17 protein-coding genes and 2 pseudogenes are annotated in these 16,314 nt (G+C 58.3%); 11 read left to right on the forward strand and 8 right to left on the reverse strand.

The window, feature by feature from the left end; genetic code table 11:
• Window positions 1-182 precede the first annotated feature (182 nt).
• Window positions 183-524, reverse strand: a pseudogene (locus tag QA640_RS06995) (gamma-glutamyl-gamma-aminobutyrate hydrolase family protein); the annotation flags it as partial.
• An 81-nt stretch (window positions 525-605) separates the two neighbouring features.
• A complete protein-coding gene (locus QA640_RS07000) occupies window positions 606-728 on the reverse strand; it encodes a hypothetical protein (protein WP_283039994.1) in 123 nt (40 codons plus the stop codon).
• A gap of 275 nt (window positions 729-1,003) precedes the next feature.
• On the opposite strand from QA640_RS07000, the gene QA640_RS07005 reads away from it, so the two are divergent.
• Window positions 1,004-2,335, forward strand: coding sequence for an integrase arm-type DNA-binding domain-containing protein (locus QA640_RS07005; protein WP_283039995.1), 1,332 nt, complete (start codon window positions 1,004-1,006; stop codon window positions 2,333-2,335).
• A 661-nt stretch (window positions 2,336-2,996) separates the two neighbouring features.
• Here QA640_RS07005 and QA640_RS07010 read toward each other — a convergent pair.
• The gene (locus QA640_RS07010) at window positions 2,997-3,278 is read right to left on the reverse strand and encodes a MarR family transcriptional regulator (protein ID WP_283039996.1); all 282 of its coding nucleotides are present in this window, start codon (window positions 3,276-3,278) and stop codon (window positions 2,997-2,999) included.
• A gap of 38 nt (window positions 3,279-3,316) precedes the next feature.
• On the opposite strand from QA640_RS07010, the gene QA640_RS07015 reads away from it, so the two are divergent.
• Window positions 3,317-4,447: an IS630 family transposase gene (locus QA640_RS07015; RefSeq protein ID WP_283039997.1), complete on the forward strand. Its 1,131-nt coding sequence runs from the start codon at window positions 3,317-3,319 to the stop codon at window positions 4,445-4,447.
• Here the strand turns inward: QA640_RS07015 and QA640_RS07020 are convergent.
• Complete coding sequence (locus tag QA640_RS07020; protein ID WP_283039998.1) at window positions 4,411-4,920, reverse strand: hypothetical protein; 510 nt, start codon at window positions 4,918-4,920, stop codon at window positions 4,411-4,413. The two genes, QA640_RS07015 and QA640_RS07020, sit on opposite strands and share 37 nt — an antisense overlap.
• A 287-nt stretch (window positions 4,921-5,207) precedes the next feature.
• Entirely contained in the window at window positions 5,208-6,020 is an 813-nt protein-coding gene (locus tag QA640_RS07025) for a hypothetical protein (protein WP_283039999.1), read from the reverse strand.
• 369 nt (window positions 6,021-6,389) lie between these two features.
• Here QA640_RS07025 and QA640_RS07030 point away from each other — a divergent pair, with 369 nt between their 5' ends.
• Window positions 6,390-6,728 carry a hypothetical protein gene (locus tag QA640_RS07030; RefSeq protein ID WP_283040000.1) on the forward strand — a complete coding sequence of 113 codons (339 nt, stop codon included), beginning with the start codon at window positions 6,390-6,392 and terminating at the stop codon, window positions 6,726-6,728.
• Between the two features lie 292 nt (window positions 6,729-7,020).
• Window positions 7,021-7,278, forward strand: coding sequence for a hypothetical protein (locus QA640_RS07035; RefSeq protein WP_283040001.1), 258 nt, complete (start codon window positions 7,021-7,023; stop codon window positions 7,276-7,278).
• A 656-nt stretch (window positions 7,279-7,934) separates the two neighbouring features.
• Here QA640_RS07035 and QA640_RS07040 read toward each other — a convergent pair.
• Window positions 7,935-8,091: pseudogene (locus tag QA640_RS07040) on the reverse strand (SOS response-associated peptidase); the annotation flags it as partial.
• Window positions 8,092-8,855: 764 nt separating this feature from the next.
• On the opposite strand from QA640_RS07040, the gene QA640_RS07045 reads away from it, so the two are divergent.
• Together QA640_RS07045 and QA640_RS07050 are read left to right on the forward strand one after the other, a co-directional pair.
• The gene (locus QA640_RS07045) at window positions 8,856-10,313 is read left to right on the forward strand and encodes a hypothetical protein (protein ID WP_283040002.1); all 1,458 of its coding nucleotides are present in this window, start codon (window positions 8,856-8,858) and stop codon (window positions 10,311-10,313) included.
• Window positions 10,314-10,360: 47 nt separating this feature from the next.
• Window positions 10,361-10,552, forward strand: a complete 192-nt coding sequence (locus tag QA640_RS07050; RefSeq protein ID WP_283040003.1) for a hypothetical protein — start codon at window positions 10,361-10,363, stop codon at window positions 10,550-10,552.
• Between the two features lie 9 nt (window positions 10,553-10,561).
• Here the strand turns inward: QA640_RS07050 and QA640_RS07055 are convergent, their stop codons facing one another.
• Complete coding sequence (locus tag QA640_RS07055) at window positions 10,562-10,948, reverse strand: helix-turn-helix domain-containing protein (protein ID WP_283040004.1); 387 nt, start codon at window positions 10,946-10,948, stop codon at window positions 10,562-10,564.
• 80 nt (window positions 10,949-11,028) lie between these two features.
• Here QA640_RS07055 and QA640_RS07060 point away from each other — a divergent pair, with 80 nt between their 5' ends.
• The 5 genes from QA640_RS07060 (at window position 11,029) to QA640_RS07080 (ending at window position 15,803) form a co-directional block, all read left to right on the forward strand.
• A complete protein-coding gene (locus QA640_RS07060) occupies window positions 11,029-11,520 on the forward strand; it encodes a multiubiquitin domain-containing protein (protein ID WP_283040005.1) in 492 nt (163 codons plus the stop codon).
• Window positions 11,521-11,532: 12 nt separating this feature from the next.
• On the forward strand, window positions 11,533-11,919 hold the full coding sequence (locus QA640_RS07065) for a hypothetical protein (RefSeq protein WP_283040006.1): 387 nt from the start codon (window positions 11,533-11,535) through the stop codon (window positions 11,917-11,919).
• On the forward strand, window positions 11,919-13,289 hold the full coding sequence (locus tag QA640_RS07070; RefSeq protein ID WP_283042741.1) for a ThiF family adenylyltransferase: 1,371 nt from the start codon (window positions 11,919-11,921) through the stop codon (window positions 13,287-13,289). Before QA640_RS07065 ends, QA640_RS07070 begins: the two co-directional genes overlap by 1 nt.
• Window positions 13,290-15,184: 1,895 nt before the next feature.
• A complete protein-coding gene (locus tag QA640_RS07075) occupies window positions 15,185-15,472 on the forward strand; it encodes a cupin domain-containing protein (RefSeq protein ID WP_283040007.1) in 288 nt (95 codons plus the stop codon).
• Window positions 15,473-15,521: 49 nt separating this feature from the next.
• Window positions 15,522-15,803 (forward strand): MarR family transcriptional regulator, encoded by a 282-nt coding sequence (locus QA640_RS07080; protein ID WP_283040008.1) that lies wholly within the window; start codon window positions 15,522-15,524, stop codon window positions 15,801-15,803.
• 356 nt (window positions 15,804-16,159) lie between these two features.
• On the opposite strand, the gene QA640_RS07085 is transcribed toward QA640_RS07080, so the two are convergent.
• Window positions 16,160-16,309, reverse strand: a complete 150-nt coding sequence (locus tag QA640_RS07085) for a hypothetical protein (protein ID WP_283040009.1) — start codon at window positions 16,307-16,309, stop codon at window positions 16,160-16,162.
• Window positions 16,310-16,314 lie beyond the last annotated feature (5 nt).

Genomic DNA, 16,314 nt, shown 5'->3' on the forward strand with positions numbered 1-16,314 from the left:
CGGCACAATCGATCGGATTAATGCGATTGTACTAAAGTCGATGATGGCGAATTGTCGCGGTCGCCGAGCCCGACGCAACAAGGGGCGACGCTGCCCCACCTGTCAGGAAACGCATAGGAGCACATGTGATGGTCTACAGAGATGGACTTTCAAGACGCAACCTTCTTCTGGGCGGCGCGGCCTTATGGCGCGGCGCGCCCAACTTGTCTCTGATCGTCATGCGCGGACGCCTCCGCAAGACGCAAGAAGTTTGTCGATAGCGCGTGCCCATGTTGGGTGAGTATCGATTCCGGATGAAATTGCACGCCATAGGTTGGTTGATGACGATGTGCGAGAGCCATGATCTCGCCATCGTCTGAACGCGCTGTCACGATCAGCGGAGATCGGGACGCGGCGTCGAGCTCGACAACGAGAGAATGGTAGCGGCCAACGCGAAGTGGGGACGGCAGTGCCTTGAACAGGCCTTTGCCATCATGGGTCACGCGTGAGGCCTGTCCGTGCATAGGGCGACGTGCGCGTGCGACGCCCCGCTTTAGCGCGGAGCCTTTTCTTTCCGTATGAACCGCATTTCGAAGTCGCGGATATGGAGAACGCGGGATTGGCGCCTATCCCAGTTCGCCCACGCTATCGCCCAAAGTAACTGGAGTGACTTCTGCGGAGATTTCGCAGGTGTCATAGCCGCGCTGGCGGACGCAGTGCCAAGCATCGTCATAGGTGAGTTCGGTCATCGAGCATCGGGCGGTAAGGGAACGCGTGGTCGCTGTACTGATCCTGCGGGCGATTGTAAAAGTCACTTCAGTGCAGTGGCTTATGCCCATATTGGCCCATAGGAGGCCATGGCGCGCTCCACTACATTTTGTGTGCCCCTTTGTGCCCCCTGCGAAATTTCCCTTGGGGCACAAAATGGGGGGAGTCTGAGACCCGGTTCTGTTGGGGGTCTGTCGATCCTCCTGCGAGACCGTTCTCGCGGGGCACACCGGGGCACAAAGAAGGCGAGGGGATCATGACGGAGCCGGCCAATCAGCTGACACTCACCGATGCGGTGATCCGCAACGCCACGCTGCCGCCGGGCAAGGCCCAGCATTATCTCCACGACGACAAGCTGCCCGGCCTCGCCCTGCGCATGCGCGCCACCGGTGGTCGGACCTGGGTCTACCTCTTCACCAAGCCGGGGGTGAGGGGGACCCAGCGCAAGACCCTCGGTGCGTGGCCCAAATATAATGAGAAGGCTGCGCGCAAGGCCGCCACCATCGCCGCTGGCGAGGTCGTCAAGGGCATGGACCCGAACGAAACGAAGCGCGAGGCGAGGCGGCAACAGGCAGCCGAGAAGCAGCGTACCACGCTGGCGATCCTCATCGTTGAAGATGGTCCCTACCAGACGTCCTTGACTGGACGTCAAGTCGTCAACTGGAAGCCAGCAATGTCGGCGCTGCGACGCGGGCTCAAGGATCACGTCGAGAGCGGCGTCGGGGACCTGACGCGGCGGCAGATCATGGCGGCGGTCGACAAGATTGCGAAGACCGGCAAGCGTGGCGCGGCTAAGGACTTGCGCAAGCACGTGCACACCTTCCTCGAATGGTGCGTCAGCGAGGGTTATGTGGACCACAATGTGCTCGCTGGCTATCGCGAGCCCAAAGAAACCCGCGCGCAGAGGGTCGGACGCCGAACGAAGGGCCGCGCGCTGACCGATGAGGAAATCATCAAGGTCTGGCATGCATCCGGCAAGCTCGGGGCCTTCGGGCTTCTGACACGCATGTGCCTGCTCGGCGGCCCCCGCCGCAGCGAGCCCACCATGATCGAGTGGTCGAAACACGTCATGGAAGACCGCATCACCTTCGACGCGGCCTGGACCAAGATGGGCCTGCACCACGACGTGCCGCGCACCCACCTCGTTGACGAGGTGGTCGCAGCCGCCAAACATTTCCAGCGAGCGACGTCCGACTATGTCTTCCCGTCACCGAAGACCGGCGGCCAGATGTCAGGGTTCACCAAGATGGTCAACCGTCTGGTCAAGGAAGCGCGTGTCGCCAAGTTCACCATGCATGACTTAAGGCGCAGCTTGCGCACCGTCATGTCGCGCTGCGGCTACGACAATGAAATCCAGCGGCTGTGCGTCGGCCAGAAGCCCAGCGGAATCGATCAGGTCTACAATCACGATGAACAGTGGATCATCCGCAAGATGGCGTTCGAAGCGGCGCATGACTACATCGCGGAGTTGGTCGGCGCGAAACGGGTCGGCAAAGTCGTGCGTCTGCAGCGGACCAATCCGCTCGACCTCATCAAGGCCGAGCTACTTGGCCGTCTCCGCGAGCATTATGCGGCTGAGGGCGCTTAGTGGACTGATCGCACCCAGCCAGATAGTCGCGCACGGCATCGACACGATAGAGCGGGCGGCCATCGACGTAGCGCCATTTCAGCGGGTGGTTCGGATTGCGGCGCCACTGCTCCAGCGCTCCGGGCGTGCGCCGGATAACCGCGGCCGCCTCTAATGCCGTCAAATTAGAGCTGTCTGGCAGCGTTTCGATATCGAACGTCGCCGGCGGCGGCATGCCACGGTTCTTACGACGGCGCTTCGTGGCAGGCGGCATATTCCGACTATTTGGCGACCCTAACCCCTCGATTGGAGCCTTTTCGTCCTTGCCGCTCATGCCTAGGTCCCGAACCACGATCGGTCTGAGGCGATGAGATCGTAAGTTGCTCTAACAAGAAAGAAATCAAGTGCGCAGATATGGCTGCTGCGTTGCTGTGGCGTATAAAAGGGACGAACCGCTTCGATTGGTCTGGGACGCGCCCGGGGGGCTTTTCGCTTCATTCCGGCGGTTGCCGCCGTGTCATTAGCAGCCGTGAGGGCAAGCGGCACGCTTGCGCTGAACAATACCGGCAATGAACCTTGCGACGCGGCCCACTGGACACGTTCCGCGCCAACCCGGTCACGCCACAGCTCCAAGTGTGCCGGCCCTAGAGCGGCCGTGGCAGACTAAGCTGCTAGTGGTTCATCACAGTGATTTTGACGTTTTGATACCGAGCCATTCGAGGATGGGCAAGTTTTCGGGTGGCAAAAGAATCTCGATGCTCCGGGGAACACCGGGCTGACGGCGAATGAAACCGTTTCGTTCGAGGGTGACGATCATCTGGTGGACTGAGGGCGGGCTGACGCGGAAATGGCGCTGAATGTCGGCTTCGGCGGGCGGCTGTCCGAACATGTACGAATAGGTATGGATGAAAGCGAGGTAGTGACCCTGTTTCTCGGTTAAGCGCGCGCCTGATTTTTGACTCATGGATCGATTCGTCCCGGCCTCCGACAAGGAGGCGAAGCATGAATGTACGTTATCGGGTCGAATTGAGCCAAGCCGAGCGGGACGAACTGACGGCGATGCTCGGCGGCGGCAAGCATGCCGCCCGCAAGCTCAAGCGGGCGCAGATTTTGCTGGCGGCCGATGCCGGTAGTTGCGACGCGGAGATTGTCCGAACCGTCCGGGTCAGCCTGTCCAGCGTCGGCCGGACCAAGCGCCGCTTCGTGGAAGGCAATCTGGAGCGGGCCTTGAGCGAGGAGCCGCGTCCGGGCGCAGAGCGCAAGCTGACCGGAAAGGAGGAGGCCCTGCTGGTGGCGACGGCATGCGCCAAGCCGCCCGCCGGCCGCAAACGTTGGACGCTGACGCTGCTGGCCGACACGATGGTCAAGCTCACCGATCATGACAGCTTGTCGGGCGAGACCGTGCGTCGCCGGCTGGCCGAGAACGACCTCAAGCCATGGCGCAGGGACATGTGGTGCATCCCCCATGTCGATGGCGAATACGTCGCCCGCATGGAGGACGTGCTCGACCTCTACGCCGAGGCGCCGGATCCCGTCCGGCCGCTCGTTTGCTTCGACGAGACCCCCGTCCAGCTCATCGGCGAGGTCCGTCAGCCGATTCCAGCTGAGCCGGGACAGCGCGAGCGCTACGATTACGAGTACCGCCGCAACGGCACCGTCAATCTCTTCGTTACCTTCGACCCGCATCGTGGCTGGCGCAACGTGAAGGTTACCGACCGCCGCGCCGCCGTGGACTACGCGCACTGCATGCGTGAACTCGTCGACATCCATTATCCCAACGCCGCCTGCATCCGTGTCGTGCAGGACAATTTGTCGATCCATAAGCCTGGGGCGCTGTATGAGGCCTTCGCGCCCGCCGAGGCCCGACGCATCCTGTGCCGCCTCGAATTCCACTACACTCCGAAGCACGCCAGTTGGCTCAACATGGTCGAGTGCGAGATCAGCGTGCTTCAGCGCCAGTGTCTCGGCCGCCGCATCGACGACCCCAAAAGGCTGCGAAACGAGATCGCAGCATGGCAACGGCAGCGAAATAAAACCCGAACCCGCATCAAATGGATGTTCACAACCAACAAAGCCCGCGCCAAACTCCGCCGCGCCTATCCAGCCACCGCCAAAGAGTCAAAATCACTGTGATAGACTACTAGTTGCTCATCAATCAGACCGTTCAATAACTCAACAGGGCCGTATTTTTTTAGGCCGTGCTCACGCGCCATATCTGACACGAAAATATAACCCCGGCGGACGAGCAGACCGCCATACACGTCATCGAGGTCAAGAAGCTCGCCAGGCACGACGACGCCGGTCAATTCTGCGGCCTCACTTTTGGGCAGGTGTTGCGCCTTAACGATGTCCAGCTGCTCGTTTAATGTGTAGACGGTCGCCATTTCCCGCACCAACCGTTTGGTGGTCTCCTGCATCCATTTCCGCATGGCGATCAGCTTTTCTCGCGTCATGCCAAGGCCTTCGGCGATTTCGGCAAGCTCCTCGCCCTTGGGGCTCAGCCGCCTGTCGTGTTCAGCGAAATATGTGTAATCCTCATAGATGACGCGGGCGCCATCCCGACCGCGGCGTTCGATGATATCGCTCTGAAGGCTGACCCAACTCATTCGTGGACTTCCTCTGCCTTGCGGGATGCGCTCGGTCTCCGGAAATGGGCGAACTTTCGAGCAATTCCATGGCTGAGGGCTTGCCGCCGTCGCCTGCATTGTGACCGGGCGACTATGCACCTGTCAGGTTGAATTCGACAGCCCTTCGATGAAATACGGCGCAGCGGGAGCTAGGGCGGGGCAGCCGAAGCTGCCCCGCGACGGAGGTGCCAGAAAATCCGATGGCGCAGCATAAATACGTGCTTCGCAATGGCCGGCCATAAACGGTCTACCAGCGCGCCTATGGATCAGCGGATGGGCTTGTATTCAGCTGGGTAGCCTCTGCCGACCCTCTTAAAGGTCGACTCGCCAGCAGTATGGACCGCAAGGATCGCGGCTGGCCCTAACGGCTCCATCGTGTACAGGTCGAAGGCACCGTGATCTGGCCGACAGCCAAGCGTTCGAGCGAATGTACCAACAACCGCACGCCCCGCAGAAAGCCACTGGTTGGTTTTTTCGACAGGAACGCCAACTTCAAGGATGCGAGGCCGTCCCATGCCGGCGACAAGCCTCTCCAGCCTTTCATCCTCGAGCCAGAAATACGTCGCCTCGCCACCCCAATTCTCAAGCAGCGGCTTTACGCCGCCGTCATCGATCCGGACCGGATCGGACGTCAGCCAGAACTTGCCTAGCCGACCTGGCTGCTGTTCCGGATGGTGGCAGGGGCTTGCCGCATGTAGCGCTTCGACGTCTGCCGCCGACAACAGTCCGGCTTGTGCCTGGGCTTCCAGCCGGCGCCGCAGCGTATCAAGCGTTCCTGGATAGATGCCTGTCTCCTGAATGTTGCGGACCTCGTTATCCACCAGACGAGTGTAGTGCCAGGCCCTTATTGTGCGCCGGTTCATTTCGCTGCCGACCGCTTCGACCAAATCCTGATGATCGCCGGCGTAGGGGTTGATCGGGTGTACTCCCCGGTGGTCAGACGCCTCCCGCTCAAGAAACTGCCGACGTGATGTAGTCAGGTAGTCGCGTATCAGCGCCGAATTATGCTCAAGCATCCGCCGCAGCGTCGGATCAAAGGTCGCCACATTCCAGACGTCGATGATCTGAGCAGAACTCATTTTTTAGACTCATCCGTACTGAGCGCCTCGTCTGCAGAGGGTAAGGGCCCGCTGATGACGTGACCGGATTTGGAAAATTTTTTGCGACGCAGAGACCGCCGCCATATGTTTGTTGTCGCGGGCGGAGTAGCGCGCGACGCTCCTCACCAGCGCACGTCACCGTAGTAAATTTCCGTCCAATCGCCGTTAATTCGATTTTCAAGCAAAGAAGCATATCCGCTCTATCGTTCCCATCCGTGACCGACCACCTACCGCAACATGGCGCGGTTCAACAAGCTCGACATCCAGCCAAAGGGCCTGCCGCTAGAGACTCACGCGCCGAGGTCTATTCGGTTGTGCCCGGTCAGTTATATTCGGCAGACGTGATTCTTGGAAATCGGTCATGAGCGTTCGCCCACCGGTCATAAAGCGTCGGGGGAGACAGTTCTCGGCGAAATCTGCCACATCGCTGCGGCCAGCCCGCAGGGGCCCCGTTATGACGCGACCCAAACCGACGAGGAAAGGCATGGGTTCGGTAATCTGATCCTACTCTGCCCCACGCACCATACCGTCGTAGACGCTGATCTGGAAGCGTACACAGTCGCCCGATTAGTGAAAATGAAGGCCGAGCACGAAAAAGGGGCAACGGCAGTACCCGACCAGCAGGCCAGCGATGGCGCGCTGCTAATTATCGACAATTCGGTGCGGAGCAATAATCAATCTGGCTGACTGCGCAAACGGTGAATGCGGGCACCATCAATTTCTCCAGCAACTCGGCTGCGGATGAGCGGACCACCAAGGCCGTCGAGCGCTTATGGCAAATCATCCTCGACCTCAAGTCCGCGTTCAGCGATCTAACATTCGTCGATTCTCTTCTGACCGCGGAGGAGTTGAACCGGTATTTTTCTGGGGCAGACACTCACCCGCTTTTTGAAAGCATTGGCGCTTATCGGGTACAAGAAACGGTGATCGAGAAGGTGCAGGGTGCGAATTTTGGCGGCGGAGAGAAGGAGCGCCTTTCGTGTCACCGCGGCTCAGGTCGATCTTCTGGTGTATCCAGGCCGTCTATGGCCGAACTGGCATGCTGTACGTGTTGTCCTTCAAGAACCGACGTTATGACGATTGGCGACAGGACGACGGCATCGATCAGCATTTGCGGGCGGTTCTCCCGGCGAGAACGGTCGACGAGATCAGGCAGCGCGCCCACAGTTTACAATGGGTTCTTGGCGCCCTTGAAAGCCTCTTTACCAGCGCCGCCAAAGCTGGCCGTCCAACGTAACCAACCCCATTTTCAGAATCAGTGTAGGTTCGTCCGGCGGGATAACTGAACCAGTTTACGAGCGAATCGGCCAAAATCGCCGCCCATTCAACTCCCCGCCTGGGCATTCCCACCAATGACCTTTGCCGGCCATAATGTCACCATCGAGGCGCGTGCCTTCGCGACGCCAGTAAAAGACCCTGAAATCGAGGAGGTTATCGACCTCATTTCAGGCGAGGTACAGCGAGCAACGACGTTCATAGCAGCACACCAGTATGGCGAGCTGGTTGAAGCGCGCGTCGCTATGCGCGAGGCGATGAAGAAGGGGCAGCCACGGCACATATGCGCGATTTGCGGGACGCCGGTTCACCTGGTCGCTAACATGCGTAAACGCTTCTTCTTTCGCCATAAGACGGAAGATGGCTCATGCCCTGCGGTAACGCGGAGTTCGTTAAGCGAAGAGGAAAGGCTTACTTATAAAATGCATGAAGGGACCTGCAGGCCTACACACCTGCCGGGCCCTGAGCGACGTCGATGTCTCTTCGGGCAGCTTGATGAGATAGAACATTCGATCTCCCTGTCTGGCGCGTCTCGGTACGGTATTGAATTCGATTGCCTCATGCAACCTCCGGGAGAGAGACTTGAAGCGGGCCGATCGGCTCTGTGGGTGGGCTTCGCTATGCCGCTGGACCAGGGTCTTCCTTCACCCCGCGGGCGACAATCTGGAGCGCGGCCGCCCGGAAGGGGACGCTGCAGCTTCATCGTCTCTTCCGCCGGCGCGGTCATCCAGGTTTCGACCTCTTCGGCTGTCATCAGGATCACGAATTATGGTAACTGTGCACTTGTACGCCCCAATCACGGGATGGAGACGATGCAAACCTGGCGGGCGGTGGAAAGCTTGGCCGAGCGGTTAACGGTGCTACGAAAGGTGATGGCGCTGGCCCGAAAAATTCCATACGTACGCGAGGGCGACATCGGGCGTAGCAATCAAGAGGCCCACCGTCAGGTCACGGCACTCGAAGCCAAACTCAAGGATCTCGATGCTGCCGTTGCTTCGCCGGAATTGGCCGAAAGGGCACGGGCCAATCGGGCGGAATTGCAAGTTCAGCTGAACTCGGAAGCGCATCCAGGAGAACCTAAATCAGACCCGTACCGTTGGGCCTGCATCATCCGGGCCGCGAGGTGCGCCCGCGGGCAACAAGCGCGGGTATCTCAAGGCTCCAGTTGGCATCGCGCCGCAACCCTAATTGTCTCGCTATACGGGGCCCGGTCTGAAACCTGTTCGCAATCAGTAGTTAAGCGAAAGGATTATTGCACGTTTAGTTCGGGATGTTTGTACAGGAGACAAGCGGCGTGTGAAAGCCAGGCGATTACATCGGTGGCTTACGTGCGGCGTGCGAGCGTATTCGGTCTGCTGTTATTGCTGGTTCATTGGGGAGGCAGGCGACCTCGACCGGTCAGATTTGACCAAGGTCAATTCGTAGCTTACACCTCCGCCTTGCCGACGATACGAGGGAATCGTCGTGTTTTTTGATCAAGGGATTTTCGATGGCAATTCCACGATGCACACGCGTCGCTTTTGACCACGCAGGCTTCTAATGTATAAGTGGATTTCACTGGCGACGAGCGCTGATCTCGCGCAGTTGCCCAATCACATCACCTCCGAGTACAACCCGGGCAAGGTCGCCAAGACGTTGAGTCTGGGGATCTCGGATGCGGTGAAGGGCGTCCTCATCGAATATAACTACATCGATAAGGATTATCGTAGCACCTACTATAATTTCTATTCGAAGAAGGGGCAGTACTATCGCAGCGATTGCGTGCGATTGCATTTCTTCGACCAGACCGTGACGTTCGATGATGCAACGTCTGCGCTGGTTTGTCCCGATCGCGAACTCAACGATCATTACTTCGGTTATATGGTATTGCGGCCGACTGGCATCGCCACGATCGCTCGGAGTGTGCTCTCTCCGGATATCCGCAAGGGCGCCGGCCGGTTTATCATCACCGCCGCCCATAAGGTGCACCTGCTCGGCTACAAGCTTGTGATCCAAGGCTTTCCGTCAATGGATCAGCATGTCGATATTTCAGTGTGCGCGCATGCTGCGTGCTGGTCGATCTTGCGCCACTACAGCGAGCGCTACAACGTTCATCGAGAGTATTTGGTCCATGAGATCACGATGATGGCGCACGACTACAATCCGGGCGGTTTGGTGCCGTCAAAAGGATTGCAGATCGCTCATGCAGAACGTGTGTTTCAAGAAGCAGGCACGTTCCCTATCCATATCGCGCGAACGGCCCTACCAGGGACTCAGGATCCTCAGTTCTATCGGCAACTGATTGCTTATGTGGAATCAGGTTTCCCTCTCTTCGCCGCGATGCATTCGCGCCGCCATGCAGTTGCGCTCGTCGGCTATGAATGGCGTCAAGCGGTGAGAGGTCAGCCCGGACTTCGGTATGCCTGGGACGAAGTCGAAACCCTTGCTGTTGTCGATGACAACTATCTACCGTACCTATCCATTCTGAGGTCGAGCGGAAGTCCCTACGCGGCGGAGGCAATTGACGCCTTTATCGTGGCACTTCCCGAGAAGATCTACTACCCGGCGGACGCCGTTGATCGGCTGGCTCCCGCCTTGTTAAAGCTCGGCCCCGCTATTGATCTGCCGCCAAGTAACGACATCATCATCCGCTACTTCATCACCACGGGCTCTTCTTATCGCCATTTCGCGCGAGAACATGCCTCGGAGTTTGATCCGAAGCTCCTTCAGTACATCATGACCTTGCCGTACGCCCAATTCATATGGGTGGTGGAGTTTTCGACGGATGAACAGTGGGCTAATGGAAGGATTGAGGCGCGGGCGGTCATCGACGCCACGGCCAGCTTGCGCGAGCCAATGCCCCTCTGGTTGTTCCATGGCCGCGAGGGTGCACTGATTTTCGACCGCAAGAAGATTGGCCAGACCATTGCCGGAATGGGTGGCTTGAAACTTGCCAATATCGGTCATGCAGGGTTCACACGGATGGACCGCAACTTGCGACCGACCCAGACGAAATAGAGTTATCGACGGACGGAAAGCCCGTTTTAGACTTCAGGGAGATCACGATGGCTGGCGATGCAGATGACAAGACCAATGAAAGACCTGAAATGCTTCAGGGGCTTGCGCCCGTCGACGCCAATCTGCTGCAGGAGTTCCTCACGGAGATGGACGAGAACGTGATTCCCGACATCGTCAAAGTCGTAGAGGAGAGGCGTCTGCAGGCGGCTGAAAGTCGTCAATGGCAGCTAAAATGCTGATGGAGCGGCTTACTTGAGTGGTTTTTTCAGCCGCTCGTAGGCCGCGCGGACGATTGCCTCCACTGCCTCTGCGGCCTCAGCGTCCAGGGCCGGATCAGCCCGCAAAAGGCTGGAAATTTGCACCATCGGCTCCGGCTGGCTCGCGCGATATGGCGCGTTGACAAAATCCGAGGGGTTAAGTCCAGCCCAGGCGGACAGCGCAGCCAGACTGGCCGCATCGGGACGCCGTCCCTGCGCCATCCGCGTCAGGGTTGAAGCGCTGACACCTGTTGCTTCTGACACCTCTTTCCAGCTGACATCGCGGGCTTGAACCGTCGTTTCCAGAGCCCGGTAGAAGGCATCTCCATCGAAGCCCTTGGTATCATTAGCATTTCTTGCGTTTTCAGAAATTGCCATTTAGCAATTGACTTTCTATTTCGGTTTAGCTATCCATTGCTTAATAGCAATTCGGCTTCGAAATCGCAAGGAGAAAGCTTATGGCTCTTGATATCCTTGAAGCGGAAGGTTCCCGCCATCTTCACCTGGTCAAGGTGACCGTGAACGAGCGCCCGGTAAAGCTGCTGGGCCCGAACGAGACCGGCGAGCAGATAAAGGTCGCCGCGATCGAACAAGACGTCGAGATCGGCAAGCACTATCTGCTGGATCTCGTTCTCGACGACGGCACCTACCGCCGCATCGAAGACGATGAGCGGGTGGAGCTTCACGATCACATGGTCTTTGTGGCGCGCAAGCCCGAACACATCGTCGTCATCACCGTCAATGAACAGCCGGTAAGCCTCAAGGGCCACTCGGCTACCGGCACCGAGATCAAGGCCGCTGCAATCGCTCAAGGCGTGGCGATCCAGCCCAACTTTGTGCTGCAGGAGGAACTGCCCAACGGCACCAGCCGTATCGTCGGCGACAACGATGTCGTCCATCTGCGCGAACATCTTCGGTTCACGGCGATTGCGCCGGACGACAACTCCTAGGCAGAAATTGCCATGAAAGCGGAAGTTTCTGCCGCCATCGAAGATCTGAGGAAGCAGTTTCCCGCTGCCACCCTCAACACGCGGGACGATGGGCAAGGGGGCGTCTACCTAACGGTCGAACCGGTCGCATTGAGCGACCGGTTCGTCCCAAACAAGACATGGGTGGGGTTTCATATCCCCGCGCAATATCCTTATGCCGACATCTATCCCATGTTCATCGGTGGGGACGTCCGGCGCGCGGACGGTCAGGGCTTTGCGCCGCCAGTCACCGCGGGATACGCGTTCGAAGGAAGGCCAGCTTTGCAGATTTCCCGCCGCAACAGCATGGCCCAGAACGGCAAGCAAAAAGTTTGCGCCAAGGTGCTCAAGGTTCTGGATTTTTTGGAAAGATCATCGTGATGTCCAAGTGCAGGCTCCACATTGCCCGTTCGGACTACGAGTTACTCTGGCATCATCTCTATCAGGAAGATAGAGATGAGCACGGAGCCATCTTGCTTGCGGGTCTGTCCGAGCTCGACACGATCCCGCTCCTCACTGTTCGCGAAGTGCATCTGGCTAAAGACGGAATCGACTATGTCGCAGGCAAAATCGGTCACCGCGCTCTAACGCCCCAGTTCATTCATCGGTTGATTACGCGCGCGCGAGACGAGCGGCTTGTGTATTTGGCCGTTCATAATCACGGTAGCGATCGGCAGGTCGGATTCAGCGATATCGATCTCCGATCTCATGAACGCGGCTATCCCGCTTTGTTGCAGATCGCCAAGGGCATGCCGGTCGGTGCTCTGGTGTTGGGCCAGCGGGCCATGCAGGCAGATCTTTGGATGCCAGATGGTAGCCGTCGCGAACTCGACCAAGCGAGCGTCATTGGTATGAAGATTGATCGCCTCGCTCCCCACCTTTCGAGAAATCTGGGTTCGATGGACGATCAATATGATCGCCAAATTCGGATGTTTGGACGCGAAGGCCAGCAGACCTTGTCGCGCGCCCACATTGCGGTGGTCGGCCTCGGCGGGATCGGTAGCCTTCTTGTGGAATATCTGGCGCGCCTAGGCGTCGGCCATTTCACGCTGGTTGACGACGATGCGGTCGAAGCGTCCAACCTCGCACGGTTGATCGGAGCATCGCAATCCGATGCTGAAAATCGGACACCCAAGGTTCAGCTGGCACGGCGCCTGATCCAGCAGGCCAACCCATCCGCGCATATTGAGCACTTCAACGCGGATGTGGCGAAAGCTTCAGTCGCGGACCGCCTCAAAGGCTGCGACTATATCTTCCTTGCGGCGGACTCGATGCGAGCGCGCCTGGTCGTGAACGCGTTGGTCCATCAATATCTCATTCCAGCCGTTCAGCTGGGCTCAAAAGTCCGCGCCGATGAGCAGGGGCAAGTCATCGATGCATTCAGTGCTATTCGACCTCTTCGTCCCGGTGTGGGTTGCCTTTGGTGCAATCAGCTGATCGATCCCAATCTCCTCGCCAAAGAAGCCAAGACGGATGCGGAACGCAAGGCGCAGGCCTATGGCGTTGAGGAGCCAAACCCCAGCGTGATCAGTCTTAATGCGGTCTCCGCAGGGCATGCCGTGAATGACTTTCTCATGGATTACCTGGGTCTACGAGCTGATCGCCCGTTGCACTACCAGCATATCAATGCCCTGACTGGAAAGCTGCAATTGGTCGAGCCGCGTCATGATGTTGATTGTCCGGAATGCTCGAAAGGCGGGATGCGGTTTGCGCGAGGTGATGGCGCAGATCTGCCGTGTACGGAGGGCTAGCACGCGTCCGGTCGTGTTGATCTAGATCGTAGCCAAAGCAGCCACATGGCATGCCTTCGCGAAGACCCGCCGCTTCTCCTGTTGGATATCGATGAGCCGCGCGGCTCGGACCGTGCGTTGCTATGCCGCCGCTAATATCCCGGCTGCCCAGCTTTTCAAGAAGATGGCGACGAAGGGTATCCAGGTTCCAATAAAGCTTCTAAACATCGCTCGAACAGCGGAGCAACCACACGGGCATCGAGAATGACGACAACACTGGTCGAAACAAGGAAGGCGACAATCGGCGCCACTGCGAGGTGAACACGCAGAGCCGCGTCGAGACTCCAAATTTTGCGTCCAATGGCCATTGTCGCGCCGCAGAGGCCCCAAAGAAACAGCGCGAGCCCTAGCCTAGTATCTGTGCACTTCAAAAATCCTAGGAGAGGTTGGGGCATGTGCATCATCCCATGATGGTCGACTCGGCCTCCCATTACTAGTGGCAATGCGCACAGACTTACTGTGACGTCGCGCGCGCTGAGGGACATCCATGCAGATTGACCGACGAGGCTCGGGCCGATAGCCAACGAGCTGCCGCGCACACGCTCGACGTTGAATGCCTCCAGCCTCCCTTGAGCCGGAACGCAGGTTCAACTTCCAAAGGTACAGAATTCGAGGATCATGTTTGAATCTGCCCACCGGGTCGTGCGCTCAGCCTATCGGACAAATGTTTGGCCGCATCAGCATTCGAAGCTTTGTCAGCTCGCCGCTCGCAATCGTCGGCAAGGTGACCTGCGATCGCTGAGTCGGTTATGCTTTGGGCTGCTCGGAGCCAAGTCCATGCGGTCTCTAATATGCCTTGCCTCGTTGTGAGATCTGGACCATCACGAGGCCCTCGCGCGGTTCTCTGGCAGCTGGTTGAAGGTGATCTGGAGCCAACCCACCCAATTGCGGTCACTTTCCCTTCGAGCTCTGAAGCGATCGACGCATCTTGGAACAAAGAGGTGTTCGCCACGAGTAGTGCCGGACGAGACCAAACTTGCCATCACAAACTGCGCATCGCGCGGCACTGCCGGATCTAAGACTTTCGGAGCAGTTGGGCATTATAGTCTCCTCTCGGCTTTATCGCAGCTGTTCGTCGATCATCCCTTTTTCACGATCGCACTTCATGAGGCCATGCGCGTTTCCAACGCATGCATGCTAGGACGATTGCGATCAGCAACTCAATTGAACGTTTAGTCGTCGCGTCATCTAAGTGGTGTCACGGAACGATTCGAAGGTTTAGGGGCGCTCCCCATTAATGCCGACCACTTCCGCAATGGGGCTTGGCTGTGGCGCAACGGACGAAACCTTGGCGTCGGCAATCGTTCCGGGCCGCGAGTGCATCGATCACATGGACCACGTTGTCCTCGCTCCTCCAGGCAGTCCGACGCTTCGTTGAAGGCGCGGCCGGGGCTCACTACAGCTTAGTCACCACAACTAGATCTGAGTTCGGATTGTCGAAATGTTTCTGTAGGCGTCCTGCCCAATTTAAAAAATCGCGATGTCTTTGCTCTCTTAAACTGGTTCGGCATCCGGTCCGCGAAGTCGCGCCGACAAGTCCATCGTAGGAGCTGCGTCAGAGTCGAGGACGGTGGCGCGCGCTGGCATGCGCAACCTCGATTGGCCCAATGGCGGCAACGGGTTTAGCAGTCTCTGTGGAGGCAGGTGGCATTCCTCGCTACGGCATCACGCGGCGCGCCGCCAATAACGATCCTCTATCGACTCTGTGGCGAGAGGTGATTTCACTCGCGGGCGTTGCGATGTCATTCTCGTCATGTTCAACACGACCAGGAGCTACAAATGTCAGTCCAGCAACCGGTTCTCACGCCGCCCCACGGCGGCGAGACGGTGACCTCGAGCGGGGGTCGAGCGTCGAGATGAAAGTGGAGAGCCGCCAGTCCGGAGGTGACTATGGCGCTGTCCTGTGGACGGTACGCGCCGGGGAGGAGCCGCCGCTGCACACCCACTCGCGCGAGGACGAGTTGGTCTACATGGTGCAGGGACAGCTAATCGCGCGGGTCGGCGACACCCGCGTCGAGGTGGGGCCGGGCGCCTACGCCGCTCTTCCCCGAGATGTGCCGCATACGATCGAAGTGGTCGGCGACCAGGCGACCCTGCTGGTCAGCTTCGTGCCGGGTGGGCTGTTGGCTCGATTCGACCGATAACGTACATTCATGCTTCGCCTCCTTGTCGGAGGCCGGGACGAATCGATCCATGAGTCAAAAATCAGGCGCGCGCTTAACCGAGAAACAGGGTCAACACCTCGCTTTCATCCATACCTATTCGTACATGTTCAGACAGCCGCCCGCCGAAGCCGACATTCAGCGCCATTTCCGCGTCAGCCCGCCCTCAGTCCGCCAGATGATCGTCACCCTCGAACGAAACGGTTTCATTCGCCGTCAGCCCGGCGTTCCCCGAAGCATCGAGATTCTCCTGCCACCCGAAAACTTGCCCATCCTGGAATGGCTCGGTATCAAAACGTCAAAATCACTGTGATGAACCAATAGTCGGTCACGGGCCCTCGGCGAACGTAGTCATCGGTTGATTGCGGATCGCTTCTGAATGGAGGCGACACTATCGCAAGTGTCAGCACTTTAACGCCGCGTCATCGGTTTAGGGATGCCTTGGCACGCAAACTCTTGAGCATGGTTTGTGAACGTCCCTTGTATTGCCCCGCTATTGGCGGACCAAACAAACAGTTCTGAACCGCGTTCATTCTTTTATTATGAAGGAGCAGGAAGCCCTGCGCCATGGCCTCGCCGGAAAGAAAGAAGAATTGAGCGAGTAGCAAAGTCCCAGAAATCTCTTCATATTGAAGCCCAGAAGAGTTCGCGTAACAGTAGCAACTTAGCTCACTTACTTTCGGATTTAAATCCGCTATCACGTACATGATGCAGATTTCCGGCAAATTCGTCGTTCTTGCCGCCGTCAATCGTTATCGAATCAGGATGAGCAGCATTGATCCGAAACTCTGTCATGGCGATGATGCCGAAGTCAGCCACGGCCG

The organism is Bradyrhizobium sp. CB82, assembly GCF_029714405.1.
In the GTDB taxonomy this organism is placed as follows: Bacteria; Pseudomonadota; Alphaproteobacteria; order Rhizobiales; family Xanthobacteraceae; genus Bradyrhizobium.

What these genes read in the sequence shown, in the direction of transcription:
- QA640_RS07000 (WP_283039994.1), bottom strand. Translation starts at nt 728, where the DNA reads ATGACCGAACTCACCTATGACGATGCTTGGCACTGCGTCCGCCAGCGC.
- QA640_RS07005 (WP_283039995.1), top strand. Translation starts at nt 1,004, where the DNA reads ATGACGGAGCCGGCCAATCAGCTGACACTCACCGATGCGGTGATCCGC.
- QA640_RS07010 (WP_283039996.1), bottom strand. Translation starts at nt 3,278, where the DNA reads ATGAGTCAAAAATCAGGCGCGCGCTTAACCGAGAAACAGGGTCACTAC.
- QA640_RS07015 (WP_283039997.1), top strand. Translation starts at nt 3,317, where the DNA reads ATGAATGTACGTTATCGGGTCGAATTGAGCCAAGCCGAGCGGGACGAA.
- QA640_RS07020 (WP_283039998.1), bottom strand. Translation starts at nt 4,920, where the DNA reads ATGAGTTGGGTCAGCCTTCAGAGCGATATCATCGAACGCCGCGGTCGG.
- QA640_RS07025 (WP_283039999.1), bottom strand. Translation starts at nt 6,020, where the DNA reads ATGAGTTCTGCTCAGATCATCGACGTCTGGAATGTGGCGACCTTTGAT.
- QA640_RS07045 (WP_283040002.1), top strand. Translation starts at nt 8,856, where the DNA reads ATGTATAAGTGGATTTCACTGGCGACGAGCGCTGATCTCGCGCAGTTG.
- QA640_RS07050 (WP_283040003.1), top strand. Translation starts at nt 10,361, where the DNA reads ATGGCTGGCGATGCAGATGACAAGACCAATGAAAGACCTGAAATGCTT.
- QA640_RS07055 (WP_283040004.1), bottom strand. Translation starts at nt 10,948, where the DNA reads ATGGCAATTTCTGAAAACGCAAGAAATGCTAATGATACCAAGGGCTTC.
- QA640_RS07060 (WP_283040005.1), top strand. Translation starts at nt 11,029, where the DNA reads ATGGCTCTTGATATCCTTGAAGCGGAAGGTTCCCGCCATCTTCACCTG.
- QA640_RS07065 (WP_283040006.1), top strand. Translation starts at nt 11,533, where the DNA reads ATGAAAGCGGAAGTTTCTGCCGCCATCGAAGATCTGAGGAAGCAGTTT.
- QA640_RS07070 (WP_283042741.1), top strand. Translation starts at nt 11,919, where the DNA reads ATGTCCAAGTGCAGGCTCCACATTGCCCGTTCGGACTACGAGTTACTC.
- QA640_RS07075 (WP_283040007.1), top strand. Translation starts at nt 15,185, where the DNA reads ATGAAAGTGGAGAGCCGCCAGTCCGGAGGTGACTATGGCGCTGTCCTG.
- QA640_RS07080 (WP_283040008.1), top strand. Translation starts at nt 15,522, where the DNA reads ATGAGTCAAAAATCAGGCGCGCGCTTAACCGAGAAACAGGGTCAACAC.